Here is a 17224-nt window from a genome sequence, read left to right as displayed (position 1 = left end):
AGGCGGCTTCTCCCTTCTTCATGGCAACAAACCCGGATGACGATATTATGACTTTTTTTATTGCCAAGCGGATTGCCCACGCCCTATGTGTTTTATGGGCCACCTTTACCGCCGCTTTTCTGCTGCTGTATGTATTGCCGGGGGATGCGGCGTTAAGCAAGCTGAATCTTGGCGCCGGCGGCAGCGGTTTTTCGGCGGAGGCGTTGCAGAAGATGCGCGCCGATCTCGGGCTGGATCGGTCGGTCTTCATCCAATATGGCCGGGCATTGTGGGCGGCTCTGCATGGCAATTTCGGTCTGTCGGCGCAAACAGGGCAGGATGCGCTCCAGATGTTCGCCGCCGGCGTTCCGGAAACCCTCAAGCTGGCCGGACTGGCGCTGTTCCTGGGACTGGTGCTGGGTATGGGTCTGTCGCTGTTGGCCGCCTATGTGCGTTCGCCGGCTTTACGCAATCTCCTGTTGCTGTTTCCGGTGGTGGGGGTTTCACTGCCCTCTTTTTGGATTGGCCTGATCCTGCTGCAGATTTTTTCCTTCCGGTTAAAACTGTTGCCCGGTATGGGTAACGACGGGGCGGCCAGCCTGGTGCTACCCGCCATCGTGCTGGCCATTCCCACCGCCGCGCTCATCGCGCAAATCCTATCGCGCAGTTTGCACGCCGTGCTGAAGTCGCCTTATATCACCACGGCCAAGGGGCGCGGCGCCAGCCGCCGCCGGCTGCTTATCGGCCACGCGCTGCGCAATTCCATCATTCCGGTATTGACGGCGTTAGGCATGACCACCGGCCATCTCATTGCCGGGTCGGTGGTGGTGGAAACGGTATTTTCCCGCTCGGGCATTGGCTTGCTGACGGTAAAAGCCGTGCTGTTCCAGGATACGCCCATCGTGCTGGTGGCGGTGTTGTTTGCCGCGACGGTATTCGTCTGCGTCAATCTGCTGGTTGACATTCTTTATCCCTTTATCGACCCGCGTATCGACATCGGCGTACGCCGGCCGAAACTGTCAGGCCCGCGCATATGAGTAACATTTCCCTGACCGGCAACGCCTCCCGGCGACCGGATGACGCAAACCGCGATGCTGAAAATGGCTATGGTTTTTCACGGCGTATCCTGTGGCCAACGGTACGGGGCGTCATTACCCAGCCCGGCCTGGCCTTGTCGATCCTGGTACTGTCGGCGGTCATCGCCGCCGCGCTGTTTCCTGACCTGTTCACCTCCTACAACCCCATACGCGGGCAGGGCGGAGCGAGACTTAAGCCCCCCGGCCTCGAACACCTGTTCGGTACCGATCATATGGGCCGCGATTTGTTCGCGCGCGTGGTCTATGGCACCCGGCAGTCGCTGAAGGCGGTGGTGCTCGCCGTGAGCGTCGGCATGATGGCGGGGTGCGGCATCGGTCTGCTGGCGGGGTATATCGGGCGCTGGGTGGACGATGTCCTGATGCGGATGATGGATGTATTGCTTTCCGTCCCGATGCTGCTGATTTCAATGGCCATCATCAACGCGCTGGGTTTCGGCATGGTCAACATCGCCATCGCGGTGGGGATCGGGAGCATTGCCGGGTTTGCCAGGGTCACCCGTTCCCAGGTGCTGAAAATCCGGTCGTCGGACTATATCGAGGCGGCCCTGTTCGCCGGCGTCAGCAAGGGCCGCGTGCTGATGCGCCATATCATCCCTAACGCGCTGGGGCCGGTGATTGTACTGGCGACCCTTGAACTCGGCTGGGCTATCCTGAGCGTTTCGGCCCTGAGTTTCCTGGGATTCGGCCCGCCGCCGCCTACGCCGGAATGGGGGCAACTGGTGGCCGGCGGCCGTGATTATATGACGGCGGCCTGGTGGCTGACCACCTTGCCCGGACTGGTTATCCTCATCACGGTATTGGCCGCTAACCGTGTCGCCGAGGCGCTTGCCGGCCATGAGGCGGCGAACACATGACCTGGAAAACCAAGCCGGCTCGCCGCGGACCGGGGCAAACCTCCGGCCGCACCCTGACGGAGGCGGATACCAGCCCCTTATCCATTGAGCAGCTCTGCGTTGATTATAACGCCCGTGGCCGCCGCGTTTCGGCGGTGCGCGGCGTCTCTTTTGAGGTAAGACCAGGAGAAGTTGTGGCCCTGGTGGGTGAATCGGGATCGGGCAAAAGCACCATCGCCCTCGCCGCCATGGGCATGCTGCCCGACAGCGCCTCCATTACCGGTGGATCTATCTCCCTGGCGGGGCGTGAACTGACGCGCCTGGGGGAGCGCGCGCTCAATCGTATCCGCGGTCGGGAGGTGGGCTGGATCCCGCAGGATCCGATGATGGCGCTCAATCCGCTGCACCGTATCGGTAGGCAGGTGCATGAGCCATTGATAATTCATCATATCGGCGATGGCGGGGGAACAAATGATGCCGCCGTCGCGCTGCTTAATCGGGTGCATATACCGGATGCGGCCAGGCGCGCCTGGCAATTTCCCCATCAGCTTTCGGGGGGAATGCGGCAGCGGGTGCTGATCGCGTCGGCTATCGGCCCGGGCCCGCGGCTGATTGTGGCCGATGAGCCCACTACCGCGCTGGATGTCACGGTGCAAAAGGCGATCCTGGACGATATCGACTCATTGATAAGCACATCGGGCATGTCGATGTTGCTTATTACCCACGACCTGGGGGTGGCGGCGGATCGCGCGGATCGCATTATTGTGCTCAAGGACGGCAGAATCGTTGAGCAGGGGCCCGCACAGGAGGTCTTGGCGAGACCGCAACATGACTACACCCGGCTGCTCATCGCCAGCGCCCCTGGGCTGTCCAACGGACGCCGGCGCGCTGCTTTCAGTGGGAAAGATAACCGGGAGCAGCCTGCCGCCTTCCCCGCCGTGGCCGGCGAACCCCTGCTGTCCCTTCGCCATGTCTCGCGCACATTCGTGTCATCCGCACGGGGAGGGGGTGAACATGCGGTGCAGGCGGTGATCGACGTCAATCTTGAGGTGAAACGAGGCAAGACCCTGGCGGTGGTGGGGGAGTCCGGCTCGGGGAAATCCACTACCGCCCGTATCGCCCTTGGTCTGACGGCGCCGGATCGGGGCAACGTCTTTTTCGACGGCGTGGAGACCAAAAGTCTCGATCTCCACGGTGTCAGGCGAATGCGCCGTTTAATGCAGCCAATCCACCAGAATCCGTTCGCGTCTTTCGATCCGCGCTTCACCGTCGCCGAAATCATCGGCGAGCCGCTGTTGGGATATGGCCTGGGGGATAAATTCAAACGCCGTCAGCGCATTAACGATCTGATGGAGCACGTCAACCTGCCGAGGGGGCTGCTGGACCGCTACCCGGCGGAACTGTCCGGCGGACAGCGGCAAAGGGTGGCCATTGCCCGGGCGCTGGCGCCGGAACCGGCAATATTGATCTGTGACGAGCCGGTATCGGCCCTGGATGTCTCCATCCAGGCGCAAATCCTGGATTTACTGTCCGGACTGCAGGAGCGGTATGGACTGAGCTATCTGTTTATTTCCCACGATCTGGCCGTGGTCAGACAGATGGCCGATGAGGTCGCCGTGATGAAGGCCGGCCGTATTATCGAATACGGTCCCGCCGACTCGTTATTTGCTCATCCACAACATGACTATACGCGGCTATTGCTGGCGTCAATTCCAGGCACCGCCGCGAGGAAAAAATCATGACCGACACCTTGGGTATATCCGCCTGTTCGCCGCGGGGAAATCCGCCCTCCACCGTGGCGGACCGCGATAGCGATATCATCAACGACAACAGGATTTTCCAGGCCGCGGTGGCGGACCTGAATATCAACCGGGCTTTCCAGACCGTGGCCCAGGCGGGAGAAAACGAACCTGCGGCGGCACTGGCGCAGGTTAACCAAACGGTGGCTCGGCTGCTGTTCGGTTCCCTTGACCCTAACCCCCGGGATATTGCCGGCTGGGTGTGGCCCCGGTGGCCGGACGATAGCGTTTATCCTGACGGCGCGTTGACCGCGACGGTCTCGGGAAGCCGCTTGGCTATCAGGGGACAACAATTTTTCCGCACGGCAAACCCCAAAGGGGATACCGCTTTGCTGCTGGTGCGGGACGCAGACCCTGCCAAGGGGGGGTATTTTGTGTCCCTCGACGGGAAAGCCAATATCCATGCCGGCGGAATTATCTTCGACCGGACCGGTTTTCAGAAAGATGAGGTCAGAGCGCCGGCGCCGCTGGCGGCCACCACTCTGGGCGCCATCGATGCCCGAACGCTTGAGCACATAACCGGCTACGCCGCCCTGGTGGAAGAGCTGCTACATGCCGCGCTGGACTTCGGCATTTTGCAGGGGTTCTCGGCGGCGGCCCATACCCATATCACCACCCGTACCCGGCCCTGGCAAGGTCAGTCCCTGACCAGGGCCACGGACGACCCGCACCTGGTGAGGCGCTATGGGGAGTATATCGCCACGCGGCATGCCCTGGCGGAGCTGTTGACCGAGGCTCGGGAGGTGGTGGCGGGGGTGGCTCCCGGTACATCAAGGCAGGCGTTTTCCCAGGCATGGGATGCGGTGGCGGCGGCGAGGCTGTTTGCGATTCTGGCGGGCCGCTCAATCATCAATGGAACCATTGAACTGCTCGGCGCCGGCGCCACCAGCCAACGTTATGGCTTCGACTGCTATTGGCGCGATTTCACCGCCCACGGGGTGGTCTATCCGCCGTACCGGCCGGCCGAGAATATCGGCCGTGAGCTGGTGAATAACAACAAACGGGAGGCCGCGGTATGAGCAAGAAGCAGATGCACATCAATGTCAATATTTTGAGTTCCGGTTCCCATGGCGCAAGCTGGCGCGCTAACGAGGGCAACCCCCTCGGCTATATCCAGATAGAGCATTACCAGGAGATTGCCAAGGTGGCCGAACGCGGATTGCTGGATGCGGTGTTCCTGGCCGATGCGCTGGCCATCTCCTTTAATCCCGGCACGCATCCCAGCTGGGCGCTCGACCCGGCGGTGATTGTGGCGGGCATGGCCGCGGTGACCAGCCGGATCGGCTTTATCGCCACCGCCTCCACGACGTTTTCCCATCCCTATAATATCGCCCGCAGTTTCTCTTCCCTTGATCACATTTCCCATGGCCGCGTCGGCTGGAATGTGGTGACCACCTACGACGAACGCGCCGCCGGTAATTTCGGCGAACTGCATCTGCCCCAACATGCGGATCGTTATGCCCGGGCGGCTGAGTTCGTCGATGTGGTGCAGGGGTTATGGGACAGCTGGGAAGATGACGCCCTGATCCTCGACCGGTCCTCGGGCCGGTTTGCCGATACCGGCAAAATACATGCCATCAACCATGCCGGAACGCATTTTACCGTTTCCGGACCGCTGCAAATCCCCCGCTCGCCGCAGGGAAGGCCGGTGCTGGTCCAGGCCGGCAGTTCGGAGCAGGGGCGCGATCTGGCGGCGCGCTACGCCGAGGCGGTATTCAGCGTTCAGCAGGATTTGGCACAAGCGAAATCCTATTATGCCGATGTCAAGCAGCGGGCGGCCCGTTATGGCCGCAACCCGGACCAAATCAGCATTCTGCCCGGTCTGTTCGTGATCGTGGCCGCGACGGAAGAGGAAGCCCGGCAACGGCGCAAGGCCTTGGATGAGATAGCGGGGGAGGACAGCGTGCTGGCCCGCTTCGCCGGACAGCTGGGGCTGGATCCGGCGGATCTTGATCTTGACCGGCCGATACCGGAAAGGCTCTTGCCGATAATCAACAACTATATGGGGACGCGCGGTTTCGTCGAAGCGACCCTGTCCCTGGCGCGCAACCGCTCCCTGACGGTGCGCGACATTATTGCCCGCGGCGGCGGCGCGCACCGGCTGGTGGTGGGCAGCCCGCAACAGATTGCCGACACCATGGAGCAGTGGGTCGCCGAAGGCGCCGCGGATGGCTTCAATATTATGTGCGATGTCTTTCCGTCGGGGCTGGCCGCCTTTGTGGATCTAGTGATTCCCGAACTGCAAAAGCGCGGTCTGTTCAGGCGGGAATATACCGGCGGCACGCTGCGCGACCATTACGGCCTGCCTCGCCCGGCCAGCCGCTTTGCCGGCAAAGCCGCCGGGGAGGGGCCCGAAGATAACGGCAACGGCCTCTGGGAGGTGGCGTTATGAACCGGCCTGGGGATAAAGAACATGGCGCGCCGGCAACGGCGCATGTTATCGCCACAGCGCAGGAGGCCATTGCGGCGGCCCATGAACTCGCTGCCATCTGGCGGCAAAGCGCGGTGGAAATCGATGCACAGCGGCGTATACCGGTAAGCGAACTTCAGGCGCTGTCGCGCTCCGGGCTGCTGGCGATTACCGTACCCCGTGAGTTTGGCGGCGCCGGCGCGTCCACCGAAACGCTGATGGAGGTTTTCCTGATCCTGGCGGCGGCGGATACCTCCCTGGCACAGGTGCCGCAAAATCATTTTGATTTCGTCGATACGCTGCTGGTGGCTGAACCGGCCACGCGGGACTTTTTTTATGCAAGGGTCTTGGCCGGCGCGCGTTTCGGCAATGCGCTGGCGGAACCCGGCAGACCGTCGCGCCGGGATATCGCCACCACCATAGCCCCCGAGGGGAACGGCTACCGGCTTAACGGGCGTAAATATTTTTCCACCGGCGCGCTCACCGCCCAGTGGGTGCCGGTATTCGGCAAAGATGCGGATGGCCGGATTTTGACGGCGTATATCGAGCGCGATAATCCCGGGCTGGATGTTCTGGCCGACTGGGATGCCTTCGGCCAGCGCGGAACCTACAGCGGCACAACCATCATTAATGATGTATGGGTTCCGGCGCACCAGGTGGTTGACCGGGCAAGGGGCGATGCCGCCGTTCTGCTGGCCCAGTTTGCCGGCAACCAGCTTATTCACGCCGCCATCGAGACGGCGGGCGCGGCGGGCGCCTTGCAGGCCGCCGCGCGCATCCTCTCTGAACATCCGGCGCCGCACGAAGCCGATCTCGCCCGCCTCGGTGAATACGCAGTACGCATTCGCGCCGCACGTTCTCTGGTATTGCGGGCCGCCCGGCGGGCAGACGCGGTCCTCGCCGGCGACATTCCCACGGTGGCGGCGGCATCGGAGGCTTTTGTCGCCACCGATGAGGCGAAAAGCCTCGCCTATGAATTGTCCCCGGCCATCGCCAACGAGATAGCGCATTTCCGCTCGCCGGTGGTCAATGGCGAGCGGCGCGGCCTTGATCGCCTGTGGCGCAACGTGCGGACGCACTCGCTGCATGACCCTGTGCGCTGGCGGCAGTTTTATGTCGGCGACTTCCACCTCAACGGCAATCTGCCCCGCGACGCGGCCGCCATTGCCCAGGGCGGCAAGCGATGACAAATGGAATCGTAAAGCCGGCGGCAGCGTTTAAACCAAAAACCGGTTTGGGCGCATTGACTCGTGAAATCCTGGCGCGCTTCGGTATTTTGCCGGTGTTTATTATCGTGCTTGGCGCTATTGCCGGCATTACGCCGTCCCTGCTTAATGGCGACAATATCGCCCAGGTTTTACGCCAGTCATCCATCGCCGGCGTGATGGCGCTCGGGGCGACGTTCGTGCTTATTTCGGGACGTATCGATTTGTCTATCGGCTCGCTGCTGTCCCTGGCAAGCTTCGTCACGATAGATGTGCATGAACGGGCAGGCGCCGGCGCGGCGCTGCTGGCGGCGCTGGGCATAGGCGGCGCCGTGGGCCTGGTAAACGGCTTTATCGTCGGCTATTTGCGTCTTAATCCGCTGATTGCCACCCTGGCCATGATGTCCTTGTTGCAAGGGGTCACCTTGGTTTACAGCGGCGGCGCGGATATCTACGTCGCCCATCCCGATACCACCTGGTTCGCCGTCTTCGGCCGCGGATTTCTGTTTGGTCTGCCGGTTCCGGTGCTGCTCTTCGCGGCGCTGGCCGTGGCGCTGGGTATCCTGCTGCATATGACGGCGTTCGGGCGAAAAATCTTCGCCATCGGCGGCAATGAAACCGCCGCCGCCTTTTCCGGCATTGATACCAGAAAAACCGTTGCCCTCGCCTACCTTATCGGCGGCCTGACCACCTCGGTGGCGGCTTTGATTATCGCCAGCCGGGTTATGGGCGCTCAGGCCAATACCGGCGCCGGCTACGAGTTCGACGTCATTTCCGCCGTGATCCTGGGGGGCACCAGCTTTCTGGGGGGCTCGGGAACCATGGCCGGGACGGTGGTGGGGGTGGTGCTGCTGGCGTTTATGCAAAACGGACTGCTGCTGCTCGGCCTCCCTTATTACCTCCAGTGGATTATTACCTGGGGCGTCATCATCTCCGCCGTCTGGGCCGAAATGGCGGCGAAGCGCAAAAGGATATTATTGTGAAAGCGACCGGCAACGCCGAAATACCCGCCGCGGGCATTATTGACTCCCTGGCCGGCAACGCGCGCCGTCTGGCGTTAACGGCGCTGGGCAATCCCATTTGGCTGTCGCTGCTGGCGGCGATATGTTTCTTTGCCGCGCTGAGCCCGCATTTTCTGTCATGGTTCAATATCGGCAATATTCTCCTGCAGGCGTCCTTCCTGGGCTTCCTGGCCATTGGGCTTACGCTTGTCATCATCAGCGGCCATATCGATCTCTCTATCGGTTCACTGGTGGGCCTTTGCGCCGGCCTTTGCGTGGTGCTGCAAGGAGACCTGGGGCTGCCCCTCGCCGTTCTGGCCGCCTTGGGGGCCGGTGTTTTTTCCGGTCTGGTAAACGGCTTTTTCGTCGAACGCCTCGGCGTCAATTCCCTGATCGTGACCCTCGCGGCCATGATCGGCCTCAAGGGGCTGACCTTCGCCGTGGTGGGTGAAACCTCAATTATCGCCCAAAGCGCGGTATTTACCTGGATAGGTTCGCTGCGGCTGGGTTCGGTACACCTGATTACCGTGCTCTTTTTCGCGTTGCTGATCGCCGCGCACTGGGTGCTGTCGAACACCAGGCACGGACGGGAAGCGTATGCCATCGGCGGTAATCGCAACGCCGCCGTCAACGCCGGCGTACGGGTTCGCCGGCATGTCATGGTCAATTTTGTGGTCTCGGGTTTTCTGGCGGCCCTGTGCGGGATTGCCATTGCCGCCAATATGGGCGCGGCGGTTCCCACCTACGGCCAGGGCTATGAGGGATGGGCCATCGCGGCGGTGGCCCTCGGCGGCACACGGCTGACCGGCGGCGCAGGCAATGTCATCAATTCACTGGCCGGGGTTTTGTTGCTTGCCGTCCTGCGCAACGGCCTCAATCTGATTCATCTTTCCGCACATTACGTACTGGTGGCTATCGGCCTGGCATTGCTGATAGCGCTCATTCTCGACAAGCGACCCGGCGCGGGCAAGACATTACCGGCATTTTTTCTATTTAACAAAAACAGGAGAGGTTAATGAACAGGTTTAAACGTCTGGCTATGGCGGCCGCAATACTGATTGGGGCATCTTCTTTCGCCGCTGCGGCCGCTGCGCCGGACTGGTTGAATCAACCGCTGAAAAAGCCGCTTGATCAATTGGTTATCGGACTGTCGTTCCCATTGCTCGATCCCTGGAGCGCCTCGTATGAAAAAAATTTCCAGGACTATGCCAAGGCGCTCGGGGTCAAGGTGATCGTGCTGGACTCTCAAGCCGACGTGCTTAAGCAAAGTAATGATATCCGCGACCTGGTGGCACAGGGCGTCGATACGGTCATTGCCCTGCCTTTGAATAACCAGGCCATTGTATCCTCACTTGGGGAGGCGCATGCCGCCGGCATTCCCGTGGTGCTGTCCAATGGCCGCGTCGCGCCTTCGGGGGCGCAATACGTCACCGCCTGGACCGGACCGGACCATTTCAAAACCGGCTATCTTTCGGGACAAATGCTGATTGAAGCATTGGGCGACAAGGCAAACATCGTCATCATCAGCGGCACGCCGGGTACTGAATCCGGCGATCTGCGTGAAAAGGGCTGTCGAACGGCATTATCCGAACATCCGGGCGCGACGCTGCTTGATGCCCAGCCCGCCAACTTCAAACGCGAAAAGGCCCAGTCGATCATGGAAGCCTTTATTACCCGCTTCGGCAACAAGATCGACGGAGTCTGCGCCAATGACGACGATATGGCGCTCGGTGCGCTGACGGCGATCAAGGCGGCGGTTCAGGCCGGGCGCCTCAAACCGGATCATATCAAGATTACCTCCGGCGCCTCGCAAATCGAGGGCTACGATGAAATCAAGAAAAATGGCTATTTCTACGGCTCGGTGCTGATGCAACCCGACGATGCATCCCGTCTAGCGCTAAAAACCGCCGTTGAGGTCGCGGAAGGGCAAAAGGTGGCAAAAGAACAGTATTACGACACCCCGGCCTACACCCTGAAGAATATCGATGGGACGCCCCGTCCCACCTATTAAGCAGGGAGGCGGTTCGAATGCGAGGTGGCGATAGTGAACGACCATGGCGATAACGAAACGGGCGGGGAAATCATCCTGCGCGCCGAAGGCATCGGAAAACGCTTTCCCGGCGTTCGCGCCCTTGATGCGGTGGACTTCGAGCTTCGTACCGGCGAAATCCACGGGGTCTGCGGCGAGAACGGCGCCGGCAAATCGACGCTGATGAAAATCCTCGCCGGTATCTACCGGCCCGATCAGGGGGAGATCCGTATCCGCGGCGAGGAAGTATCCCTTGAAAGCCCCCTGGCGGCGAAAAAACAGGGCATTTTGCTGGTACACCAGGAGCTGTCTGTGGTGCCTGAATTGACCGTGGCCGAAAACCTCTATCTGGGTGAATTGCCGCTGCGTTCTTTCTCGCGGATTGACTGGCCGGCATTATATGGAAATACCCGGCGTGTTCTGGCGTTGCTTGGCTGTGAATTCGCGCCTGAGGCGGTAGTGGGAACGTTATCCATCGCCCAGCAGCAGCAAATCGAAATAGCGCGGGCGGTGGCTTTCGACTCGGCTATCGTCATTTTCGATGAGCCGACGGCGTCGCTGACGCAGCGGGAGGCCGATACGCTGTTCGCGACGATTCGCCGCCTGCAGGGCCAGGGGGTTACCACCGTTTATATTTCGCACAAGATGCGCGAAATCTTCGCGATTACCGAGCGAATAACCGTCTTGCGCGACGGCATTGTCACCGGCGTGCTGGTCACGGCGAAGACAGACGAGCACGAAGTGACCCGTTTGATGATCGGCCGCCATCTCGACAGCTATTTCCAACGCGCCCTCTCGCAGCACGGACAGGAGGTATTGCGGGTCGAGGATCTCAGCGTGCCGGGCCGGTGCCATAACGTCGGTTTCTCCATCCGCGGGGGAGAAGTGGTGGGACTTTATGGCCTTGTCGGCTCGGGCCGCAGCGAAATAGCCGAATCGATTTTCGGTATGCTGCCCGCGTCTTCCGGCCGCATTTATTGGTATGGGCAAATGCGGAAAATCCGTCACAGCCTGGATGCCATTCGGCTGGGCATGGCGCTCGTTCCGGAAGACCGGAAACGGCAGGGGATCATTCCCGGGCTTGGCGCGCGCGATAATATCGCTCTTGCCCGGCTTGATACCCTGTCCCGTTGCGGCCTCATAAGCCGGGCCAAAGAGACGGCGCTGTTCGCGTTTTACCAAAAGGCCCTGCGTATCAGCGCGGCCGGACCGCGGCAGGAAACCTCCACCTTAAGCGGCGGCAACCAGCAAAAGGTGGTGATTGCGCGCTGGCTTGCGCTGTCGCCCAAACTGCTGATCCTGGATGAGCCCACGCGCGGCGTTGACGTCGGCGCGAAAGCGGAAATCCACGGGTTAATCGCCACGCTGGCCGAAAAAGGCCTGGCCGTATTGGTCATTTCCTCCGAAATGCCCGAAATCATGGGTATCAGTCACCGTATTCTCACCGTCGCCGAGGGCCGGATTACCGATGATGTCGGTTATCAGGATTTCAGCGAGGAGAGGATTATCGCCGGTGCCATGGCGCGTGCGCCTGCCTAACCGATATTACATTTACAGGAGATCAACAATGTCACGTTCAATTATCTATGGCGCGGTTACCCATCACACGGCGATATTAAGCCGCTTTGGCATGCAGGCGGGGTTCTTTGTCCGGGAAGGCATCAATCTCACCGTGCAAACGGTATTCGGCGGGCCGGAAATGGCCGCCGCCGTGGAAAGCGGCGCGGTGCATATCGGTGAAGTCGGTACGCCGCCGGGTCTGACGGCCATCGGCGAAGGCAAGAGGATCCGCATTGTCGGCAGTTCACTGGATCGCGGTCTGTCGTTCTTTCTGATAACCCGTTCGGATATCAAGAGCTGGGCTGATTTCAAGGGCAAAACCGTCGCCGCCCTGTCGAAGGGGAGCTGCGGTTACTGGTATCTGCGCGACATCCTGGCCCAGCACGGTCTTGATCCCGATCGGGACGTGGTCTTTCGCCATCTGGGCGCGGATCACGGGCGGCAGCTGGAACTGCTGGCGTCCGGCGAGATAGTCGGGCTGCTTACCGGTGAACCCTACGTCTCGCTGGGCGAGCGCTCGGGCATTACCCGTACCTGGGGCGCGCCGCAGGCCCTTGCCGATGTTCCCTCCATTCAATGGAGCATTCAAATCGCCGGTCAGGATTTCATCCAGCAACAGCCGGATCTTTTGCGCGACGTGCTCGAGGTTATCAGGAATACGGCCCACTACGCCTGGAATCATCAGGATGAATGGCTGGACTTCTATCAAACCCTGTTTGCCGTGGATCGCGAGATCGCCCGCAAATCCATCGATCATGAATGGCCCTATTTTCATTTTGACGGACAGATCGATCTTCCGGGGCTCGAACGGGCGCTCGATTTGCAATACAGGATCGGCTCGACGCCGCGCCGGCTGGCAATCGATGAGGTTCTGGATCTGCGTTATCAGCCGGCGCCCAGTCCTACCGCCCCGCAGTTTATCCCGGGATGATTTTCCATTTCCAACAGGCCGCCGCTGAGGAGAACCTGAATGAATTTACCTGCTCCGATGAGTGAACCCCATAGCTTTGCCCAGGCCCTTCCAACGGAACTGGACAAGATTCTTGAGCCGTTGCCGGCAATCATGGCTGAAATAGCCAAAGACGCCGCCCGGCGGGAGCGGGAGCGGATTTTACCTCATTCGGCTTTCGCGCTGCTGCGCGCCACCCGGCTGGGCTCACTCAGAATACCCGCCGCTTTAGGCGGAGCGGGTGCGTCAATACGCCAGACCCTGGCGGTGGTTAGCCAATTGGCGGCTGCCGATTCCAACGTTGCCCATGCCATGCGATCGCATTTCAACGCCGTCGAGACTCTGCTGCTGTCCCCTGCCGGACGGCTCGATCGTTATATTGCCTCAATACTGACGGGGGAGTTGCTGGGTGGCGCGCACACGGAACGGGGGAGCACCAGGCCGGGAGAGGTCCGCACGCGTTTAACCCGGCGTGACGGAGGGTATCGTCTCAATGGGCAAAAATACTATGCTACCGGCGCGGCATTTGCGGATCGCATCTTTATATCCGCGGTGGATGAAGAGGGCCGGCCGGCCAGCGTTGAGATACAGCCCAATCGAAAAGGGGTGCGGATCGCTGACGATTGGGATGCCGTGGGGCAGCGGTTGACTTCAAGCGGCAGCATTGTGCTTGAGGATGTACAGGTTAGTGCCGATGAGGTCGAATGGCGCGATACGCTTGAACCCGAAGATGAGGCGGGGCGCCATGCCGCCACCTTTCGCCAGCTTTACCTGGCAGCGTGCCAAGCCGGTATTGTGCGTAATGTGTTGTCTGATGCAATTGAATTTGTGAAAAAAACAGCGCGTACCATCACCCACGGCCATACCGACCGGGCCACCGATGACATGTTTGTGCAGCGGACCCTGGGACTGATTTCCGCCCGCTCGTTTGCTATTGACGCCCTGGTGGACAATGCTGCCGGGCACATCGACCTTGCTTTTAGCGCTATCATGGATAAAAACTCCGCTGCGGGCCCTTTGCTGGAGGAGTCGGCCTTGGCAACGGCCAAGGCGCAGGCGGTGATCGGCGAACTCGCCCTGGCGGCGGCCAGCGGTATTTTTGATACCGGCGGAGGGTCGGTAACCAGCCGCTCCTTCAACTTCGATCGCCATTGGCGCAATATCCGGACGTTGCTATGCCACAATCCCAATGACTATAAGTTAAAGGTTATTGGCGCTCACAGCCTGAAAGGCGAGCCGCCGCCGTTATCAGGCGGATTTTTTTAGCGGTACGCCGCTTAGGCGGCGCCTTCCCGGACGTTTTTTGGGCAGCGCCGGTTCGGTGCGCTTGCTCATCATGTGGATGACGAACAGAGATTAAACACGTATCATTCAACCTCTGTCCTTCAAGCCATACGGGATTGTCGGTTTTGGTCTCGCTTTTTCATCTATCGCAGCGACGCATGCCAGCGCTTATCGGGCTGGTAGCGATTCTGATGCTTTTTATCGGTCCGGTGGTATCCAAATCACTGGAACACCGGCGCGTGGGTGTTAACATCGACCCGGGTCATACGGTGGCAACCGCTGCCATGGCGATGGTCGGAATGGACATGTCCGATGATGAGATGAATGGCGACGGCATGTCCGCCATGTCCGAACCTGATAACAGCCAACCGGTACCGGTGCATGATGCTCGGCACGCCGGCCACGATAATCACCTCGCTCATTCTGCGTTATATGCCTGGACGGACGGTAGCACTTCGGGATTGATGAATGATATCGCCTGCGGCTATTGTCAGCTTTTGCTCCATCTGCCTTTAATGGCATGGCTATTCATTCCTTTTGTCTGGCTGATGTTGCTCATCTCACGCGCCCCGCCGGCCGCGATATTTACCCGTCCGTTACTTTCGTTTTTCCCAGGCGATCCACAGCCGCGCGCGCCACCCCTGTTTAATTAATCCAATTTTTAATGAAATAATCCGATCATTTTTCTTGCTCAATGCAGCGGGATGAATTTGTATGCGCAATATTAATTCCTAAATAACAGGTTAATAAATATGAACTCGAATATGTCAAAACGCTTTATTGCCACGGCTTTATTGATGGCAGGTCTGGCCATAAACCAGCAGGCACAGGCTCATGCCCATCTGGAAAGTGCTTCACCCGCGAATCAAAGCGTGGTGGAAACGTCACCAAAGCAATTGATTCTATCGTTTAGCGAAGGAGTGGAACCCGCCTTCAGCGGGATTGAGTTAAAGGATGGCGGAAGTAAAACCATCGCTACCGGCGAGGCGACGGTTGATCCGGCGGATAAGAAAAAGATGATTATCCCGTTATCCACACCGTTGGCCCAGGGTAAATACGAAGTTGATTGGCATGCGGTAGCGGAAGATGGTCACAAAACGAAGGGAAGCTACGAGTTTAATGTAAAATAAGAAGTTTAGGGCGCGCAGGGGACTATGGTCCTTTGCGCGCTCTACAGCATACGTAGCACAGTACGTTATTAACATAACTATGGCGATAGTATAATAGTGGCAGTGCGTGCAGTTAAAATATATAAAATTTGAATAAAGGTGATAGCATCAAATTCTTGAATTTATATAACTTCAAAATCTACTAAATACCTTATGCAGGAAAGCTATCCTATCAAATAACCTGATATCCTTCTTTTAAAGAGATGAAGTAACGGATTGCGGCTTCCGCCAAGCTATCTGCGGTATCTATCATGACAAAGGGCTTTGGCCCATCATAAATCAGCGGACTGATGTCAGTGCAAGCAACGAGTACCGCCTGCGCTCCGAGCGCCGCTGCTTCCGATAGTACGGAGTGCCAGCTTGCTGTTACCGCTTTATCTTTAAAACCTTTTTCTTTGACCAGTATTATGAGTTCGGTGGTATGTTCAAGCAGACCTGCTGACGAGACGACTTTTAAGCCGGCAGCGATAAGACGTTCCTGATAAAAACCGGCCTCAATGGTGGGCGCCGTCCCAATGATTGCAACGTTTTTGGTAGCATCCGGGATTTTTGCAATCGCGCAATCTGCCATATGTAATATAGGGATACCTGCACCGGCCGCTTCAATATCGGCAAAATACCGATGTGCGAGATTACATGGAACCACGATGAAATTCACTTTCGCTTTCACCAGATCGGTAATGCCGCTTTGCAGCGCCAATATCATTTTTGTATCTGAGCGCGCCATCGCATGCGCCAGCATGGCGAAGCGACAAGCGGTTTGGGCAATAATCGGGAAGGATCGGGCTGACGCAGGCAAACACGGATAAGGTAGTGTCATGGAACTCATTTGATTAAAGGAGCGTTTCATGAAAACCATCGGTTATGCGGCGTTAAATGCGAACACGCCTCTGGCGCCATTTATCTTCGAGCGGCGCGCCTTGCGCGATAATGACGTGGCTATCGAGATTTTATACTGCGGCGTATGCCATAGCGATCTTCACCAAAGCCGGGACGATTGGAAAGACTGGGGACCCACGGCCTATCCCTGCGTGCCCGGCCATGAAATCATCGGCCGGGTGGTTGAAACCGGCGCCGGCGTTACCCGTCATGCCGTAGGTCAATGGGTTGCAGTGGGCACCATTATTGACAGCTGCCAGCATTGCGACCAGTGCCGCAGAGATGAGGAACAGATGTGTCGGGAATACCCAACGGTAACCTATAATGGGCACGATCGTATCAGTGGTGAAATAACCCGTGGCGGCTATTCCAAGCATATCGTCGTGCGTGAAGAGTTTGTCCTCAAATTGCCGGACGGGCTCGATCCATCGCGTGCCGCGCCTTTATTATGCGCAGGCATCACCGTTTACTCGCCGTTGCGCACCTGGCATGTCGGGCCGGGGTCGCGGGTCGGTGTTATCGGCATTGGCGGTCTTGGCCATTTGGCGGTGCGGCTGGCCGCCGGTCTTGGCGCCATAGTAACGGTTATTACCCGCACCGCGGAAAAGGCGGCGGAGGCCAAGGCCCTTGGCGCGGAGAAAATGCTGCTGTCAACGTCAACAGAAGATATGTCGGCTGCAAACGCTTCTTTTGACGTGATTATTGATACCGTTCCTGTCTCCCATGATGTGTCGCCTTATGTTCAACTGCTGGATGTCGAGGGTGCGCTGGTGATTGTCGGCAATTTGGGCGATATGGCCGGGTTCAACACCCTGCCGCTGATAATGGGCCGTCGGCGCATTACCGGCTCACCCTCGGGCGGGATTACCCAAACCCAGGAAATGCTGGATTTCTGTGCCAGAAAAGGGATCCTTCCCGACTGTGAAATCATTCCCATGCAGGACATTAATCAGGCCTTTGAACGCATGGAACATGGCGAGGTGAAGTACCGTTTTGTGATTGATATGGCGTCGCTGGCATTGCCATGAAG

Annotated in this window: 16 protein-coding genes; 15 read left to right on the top strand and 1 reads right to left on the bottom strand. The window is 59.1% G+C overall.

Annotated elements, in window-relative coordinates; translation table 11 throughout:
* The first annotated feature begins 47 nt into the window (after positions 1 to 47).
* The 14 genes from ACL2XJ_RS05650 to copC all read left to right on the top strand — a co-directional run bounded on the left by ACL2XJ_RS05650 (position 48) and on the right by copC (position 15276).
* Positions 48 to 1016: an ABC transporter permease gene (locus ACL2XJ_RS05650; RefSeq protein WP_413725932.1), complete on the top strand. Its 969-nt coding sequence runs from the start codon at positions 48 to 50 to the stop codon at positions 1014 to 1016.
* A complete protein-coding gene (locus tag ACL2XJ_RS05645; RefSeq protein WP_413725931.1) occupies positions 1013 to 1930 on the top strand; it encodes an ABC transporter permease in 918 nt (305 codons plus the stop codon). The genes ACL2XJ_RS05650 and ACL2XJ_RS05645 overlap by 4 nt, the downstream gene beginning before the upstream one ends.
* Positions 1927 to 3651: a dipeptide ABC transporter ATP-binding protein gene (locus ACL2XJ_RS05640; RefSeq protein WP_413725930.1), complete on the top strand. Its 1725-nt coding sequence runs from the start codon at positions 1927 to 1929 to the stop codon at positions 3649 to 3651. The genes ACL2XJ_RS05645 and ACL2XJ_RS05640 overlap by 4 nt, the downstream gene beginning before the upstream one ends.
* Positions 3648 to 4727 (top strand): hypothetical protein, encoded by a 1080-nt coding sequence (locus ACL2XJ_RS05635; protein WP_413725929.1) that lies wholly within the window; start codon positions 3648 to 3650, stop codon positions 4725 to 4727. Before ACL2XJ_RS05640 ends, ACL2XJ_RS05635 begins: the two co-directional genes overlap by 4 nt.
* Positions 4724 to 6100 (top strand): LLM class flavin-dependent oxidoreductase, encoded by a 1377-nt coding sequence (locus tag ACL2XJ_RS05630; RefSeq protein WP_413725928.1) that lies wholly within the window; start codon positions 4724 to 4726, stop codon positions 6098 to 6100. The genes ACL2XJ_RS05635 and ACL2XJ_RS05630 overlap by 4 nt, the downstream gene beginning before the upstream one ends.
* On the top strand, positions 6097 to 7305 hold the full coding sequence (locus ACL2XJ_RS05625) for an acyl-CoA dehydrogenase family protein (RefSeq protein WP_413725927.1): 1209 nt from the start codon (positions 6097 to 6099) through the stop codon (positions 7303 to 7305). Before ACL2XJ_RS05630 ends, ACL2XJ_RS05625 begins: the two co-directional genes overlap by 4 nt.
* A complete protein-coding gene (locus ACL2XJ_RS05620) occupies positions 7302 to 8306 on the top strand; it encodes an ABC transporter permease (protein WP_413725926.1) in 1005 nt (334 codons plus the stop codon). Before ACL2XJ_RS05625 ends, ACL2XJ_RS05620 begins: the two co-directional genes overlap by 4 nt.
* A complete protein-coding gene (locus tag ACL2XJ_RS05615) occupies positions 8303 to 9340 on the top strand; it encodes an ABC transporter permease (RefSeq protein WP_413725925.1) in 1038 nt (345 codons plus the stop codon). Before ACL2XJ_RS05620 ends, ACL2XJ_RS05615 begins: the two co-directional genes overlap by 4 nt.
* On the top strand, positions 9340 to 10335 hold the full coding sequence (locus ACL2XJ_RS05610; protein ID WP_413725924.1) for a sugar ABC transporter substrate-binding protein: 996 nt from the start codon (positions 9340 to 9342) through the stop codon (positions 10333 to 10335). The genes ACL2XJ_RS05615 and ACL2XJ_RS05610 overlap by 1 nt, the downstream gene beginning before the upstream one ends.
* A gap of 33 nt (positions 10336 to 10368) precedes the next feature.
* Positions 10369 to 11892: a sugar ABC transporter ATP-binding protein gene (locus ACL2XJ_RS05605; protein ID WP_413725923.1), complete on the top strand. Its 1524-nt coding sequence runs from the start codon at positions 10369 to 10371 to the stop codon at positions 11890 to 11892.
* Positions 11893 to 11920: 28 nt separating this feature from the next.
* Positions 11921 to 12844: an ABC transporter substrate-binding protein gene (locus ACL2XJ_RS05600; RefSeq protein ID WP_413725922.1), complete on the top strand. Its 924-nt coding sequence runs from the start codon at positions 11921 to 11923 to the stop codon at positions 12842 to 12844.
* Positions 12845 to 12883: 39 nt separating this feature from the next.
* Positions 12884 to 14128 carry an acyl-CoA dehydrogenase family protein gene (locus tag ACL2XJ_RS05595; RefSeq protein WP_413725921.1) on the top strand — a complete coding sequence of 415 codons (1245 nt, stop codon included), beginning with the start codon at positions 12884 to 12886 and terminating at the stop codon, positions 14126 to 14128.
* A gap of 176 nt (positions 14129 to 14304) precedes the next feature.
* Positions 14305 to 14799: a DUF2946 domain-containing protein gene (locus tag ACL2XJ_RS05590; RefSeq protein ID WP_413725920.1), complete on the top strand. Its 495-nt coding sequence runs from the start codon at positions 14305 to 14307 to the stop codon at positions 14797 to 14799.
* Positions 14800 to 14898: 99 nt separating this feature from the next.
* A complete protein-coding gene (copC, locus tag ACL2XJ_RS05585) occupies positions 14899 to 15276 on the top strand; it encodes a copper homeostasis periplasmic binding protein CopC (protein ID WP_413725919.1) in 378 nt (125 codons plus the stop codon).
* A gap of 211 nt (positions 15277 to 15487) precedes the next feature.
* Here copC and ACL2XJ_RS05580 read toward each other — a convergent pair whose 3' ends face one another.
* Positions 15488 to 16165 (bottom strand): aspartate/glutamate racemase family protein, encoded by a 678-nt coding sequence (locus tag ACL2XJ_RS05580; protein ID WP_413725918.1) that lies wholly within the window; start codon positions 16163 to 16165, stop codon positions 15488 to 15490.
* Between ACL2XJ_RS05580 and ACL2XJ_RS05575 the strand changes: the two genes are divergently transcribed.
* Complete coding sequence (locus tag ACL2XJ_RS05575; RefSeq protein WP_413725917.1) at positions 16164 to 17222, top strand: NAD(P)-dependent alcohol dehydrogenase; 1059 nt, start codon at positions 16164 to 16166, stop codon at positions 17220 to 17222. The genes ACL2XJ_RS05580 and ACL2XJ_RS05575 overlap by 2 nt on opposite strands.
* Positions 17223 to 17224 lie beyond the last annotated feature (2 nt).

The sequence above is a fragment of the Sodalis sp. RH16 genome (assembly GCF_047324245.1).
Classification (GTDB): domain Bacteria; phylum Pseudomonadota; class Gammaproteobacteria; order Enterobacterales; family Enterobacteriaceae; genus Acerihabitans; species Acerihabitans ligni.
The sequence above is the reverse complement of the archived record's forward strand: the minus strand, read 5'-3'. Positions and strand labels throughout refer to the sequence as shown.

Bases quoted from the DNA above. Each gene is read 5' to 3' on its own strand.
- ACL2XJ_RS05580 (WP_413725918.1), bottom strand. From the start codon at position 16,165: ATGAAACGCTCCTTTAATCAAATGAGTTCCATGACACTACCTTATCCG.
- ACL2XJ_RS05595 (WP_413725921.1), top strand. From the start codon at position 12,884: ATGAATTTACCTGCTCCGATGAGTGAACCCCATAGCTTTGCCCAGGCC.
- ACL2XJ_RS05600 (WP_413725922.1), top strand. From the start codon at position 11,921: ATGTCACGTTCAATTATCTATGGCGCGGTTACCCATCACACGGCGATA.
- ACL2XJ_RS05620 (WP_413725926.1), top strand. From the start codon at position 7,302: ATGACAAATGGAATCGTAAAGCCGGCGGCAGCGTTTAAACCAAAAACC.
- ACL2XJ_RS05630 (WP_413725928.1), top strand. From the start codon at position 4,724: ATGAGCAAGAAGCAGATGCACATCAATGTCAATATTTTGAGTTCCGGT.
- copC (WP_413725919.1), top strand. From the start codon at position 14,899: ATGAACTCGAATATGTCAAAACGCTTTATTGCCACGGCTTTATTGATG.
- ACL2XJ_RS05640 (WP_413725930.1), top strand. From the start codon at position 1,927: ATGACCTGGAAAACCAAGCCGGCTCGCCGCGGACCGGGGCAAACCTCC.
- ACL2XJ_RS05650 (WP_413725932.1), top strand. From the start codon at position 48: ATGACTTTTTTTATTGCCAAGCGGATTGCCCACGCCCTATGTGTTTTA.
- ACL2XJ_RS05645 (WP_413725931.1), top strand. From the start codon at position 1,013: ATGAGTAACATTTCCCTGACCGGCAACGCCTCCCGGCGACCGGATGAC.
- ACL2XJ_RS05635 (WP_413725929.1), top strand. From the start codon at position 3,648: ATGACCGACACCTTGGGTATATCCGCCTGTTCGCCGCGGGGAAATCCG.
- ACL2XJ_RS05575 (WP_413725917.1), top strand. From the start codon at position 16,164: ATGAAAACCATCGGTTATGCGGCGTTAAATGCGAACACGCCTCTGGCG.
- ACL2XJ_RS05625 (WP_413725927.1), top strand. From the start codon at position 6,097: ATGAACCGGCCTGGGGATAAAGAACATGGCGCGCCGGCAACGGCGCAT.
- ACL2XJ_RS05590 (WP_413725920.1), top strand. From the start codon at position 14,305: ATGCCAGCGCTTATCGGGCTGGTAGCGATTCTGATGCTTTTTATCGGT.
- ACL2XJ_RS05610 (WP_413725924.1), top strand. From the start codon at position 9,340: ATGAACAGGTTTAAACGTCTGGCTATGGCGGCCGCAATACTGATTGGG.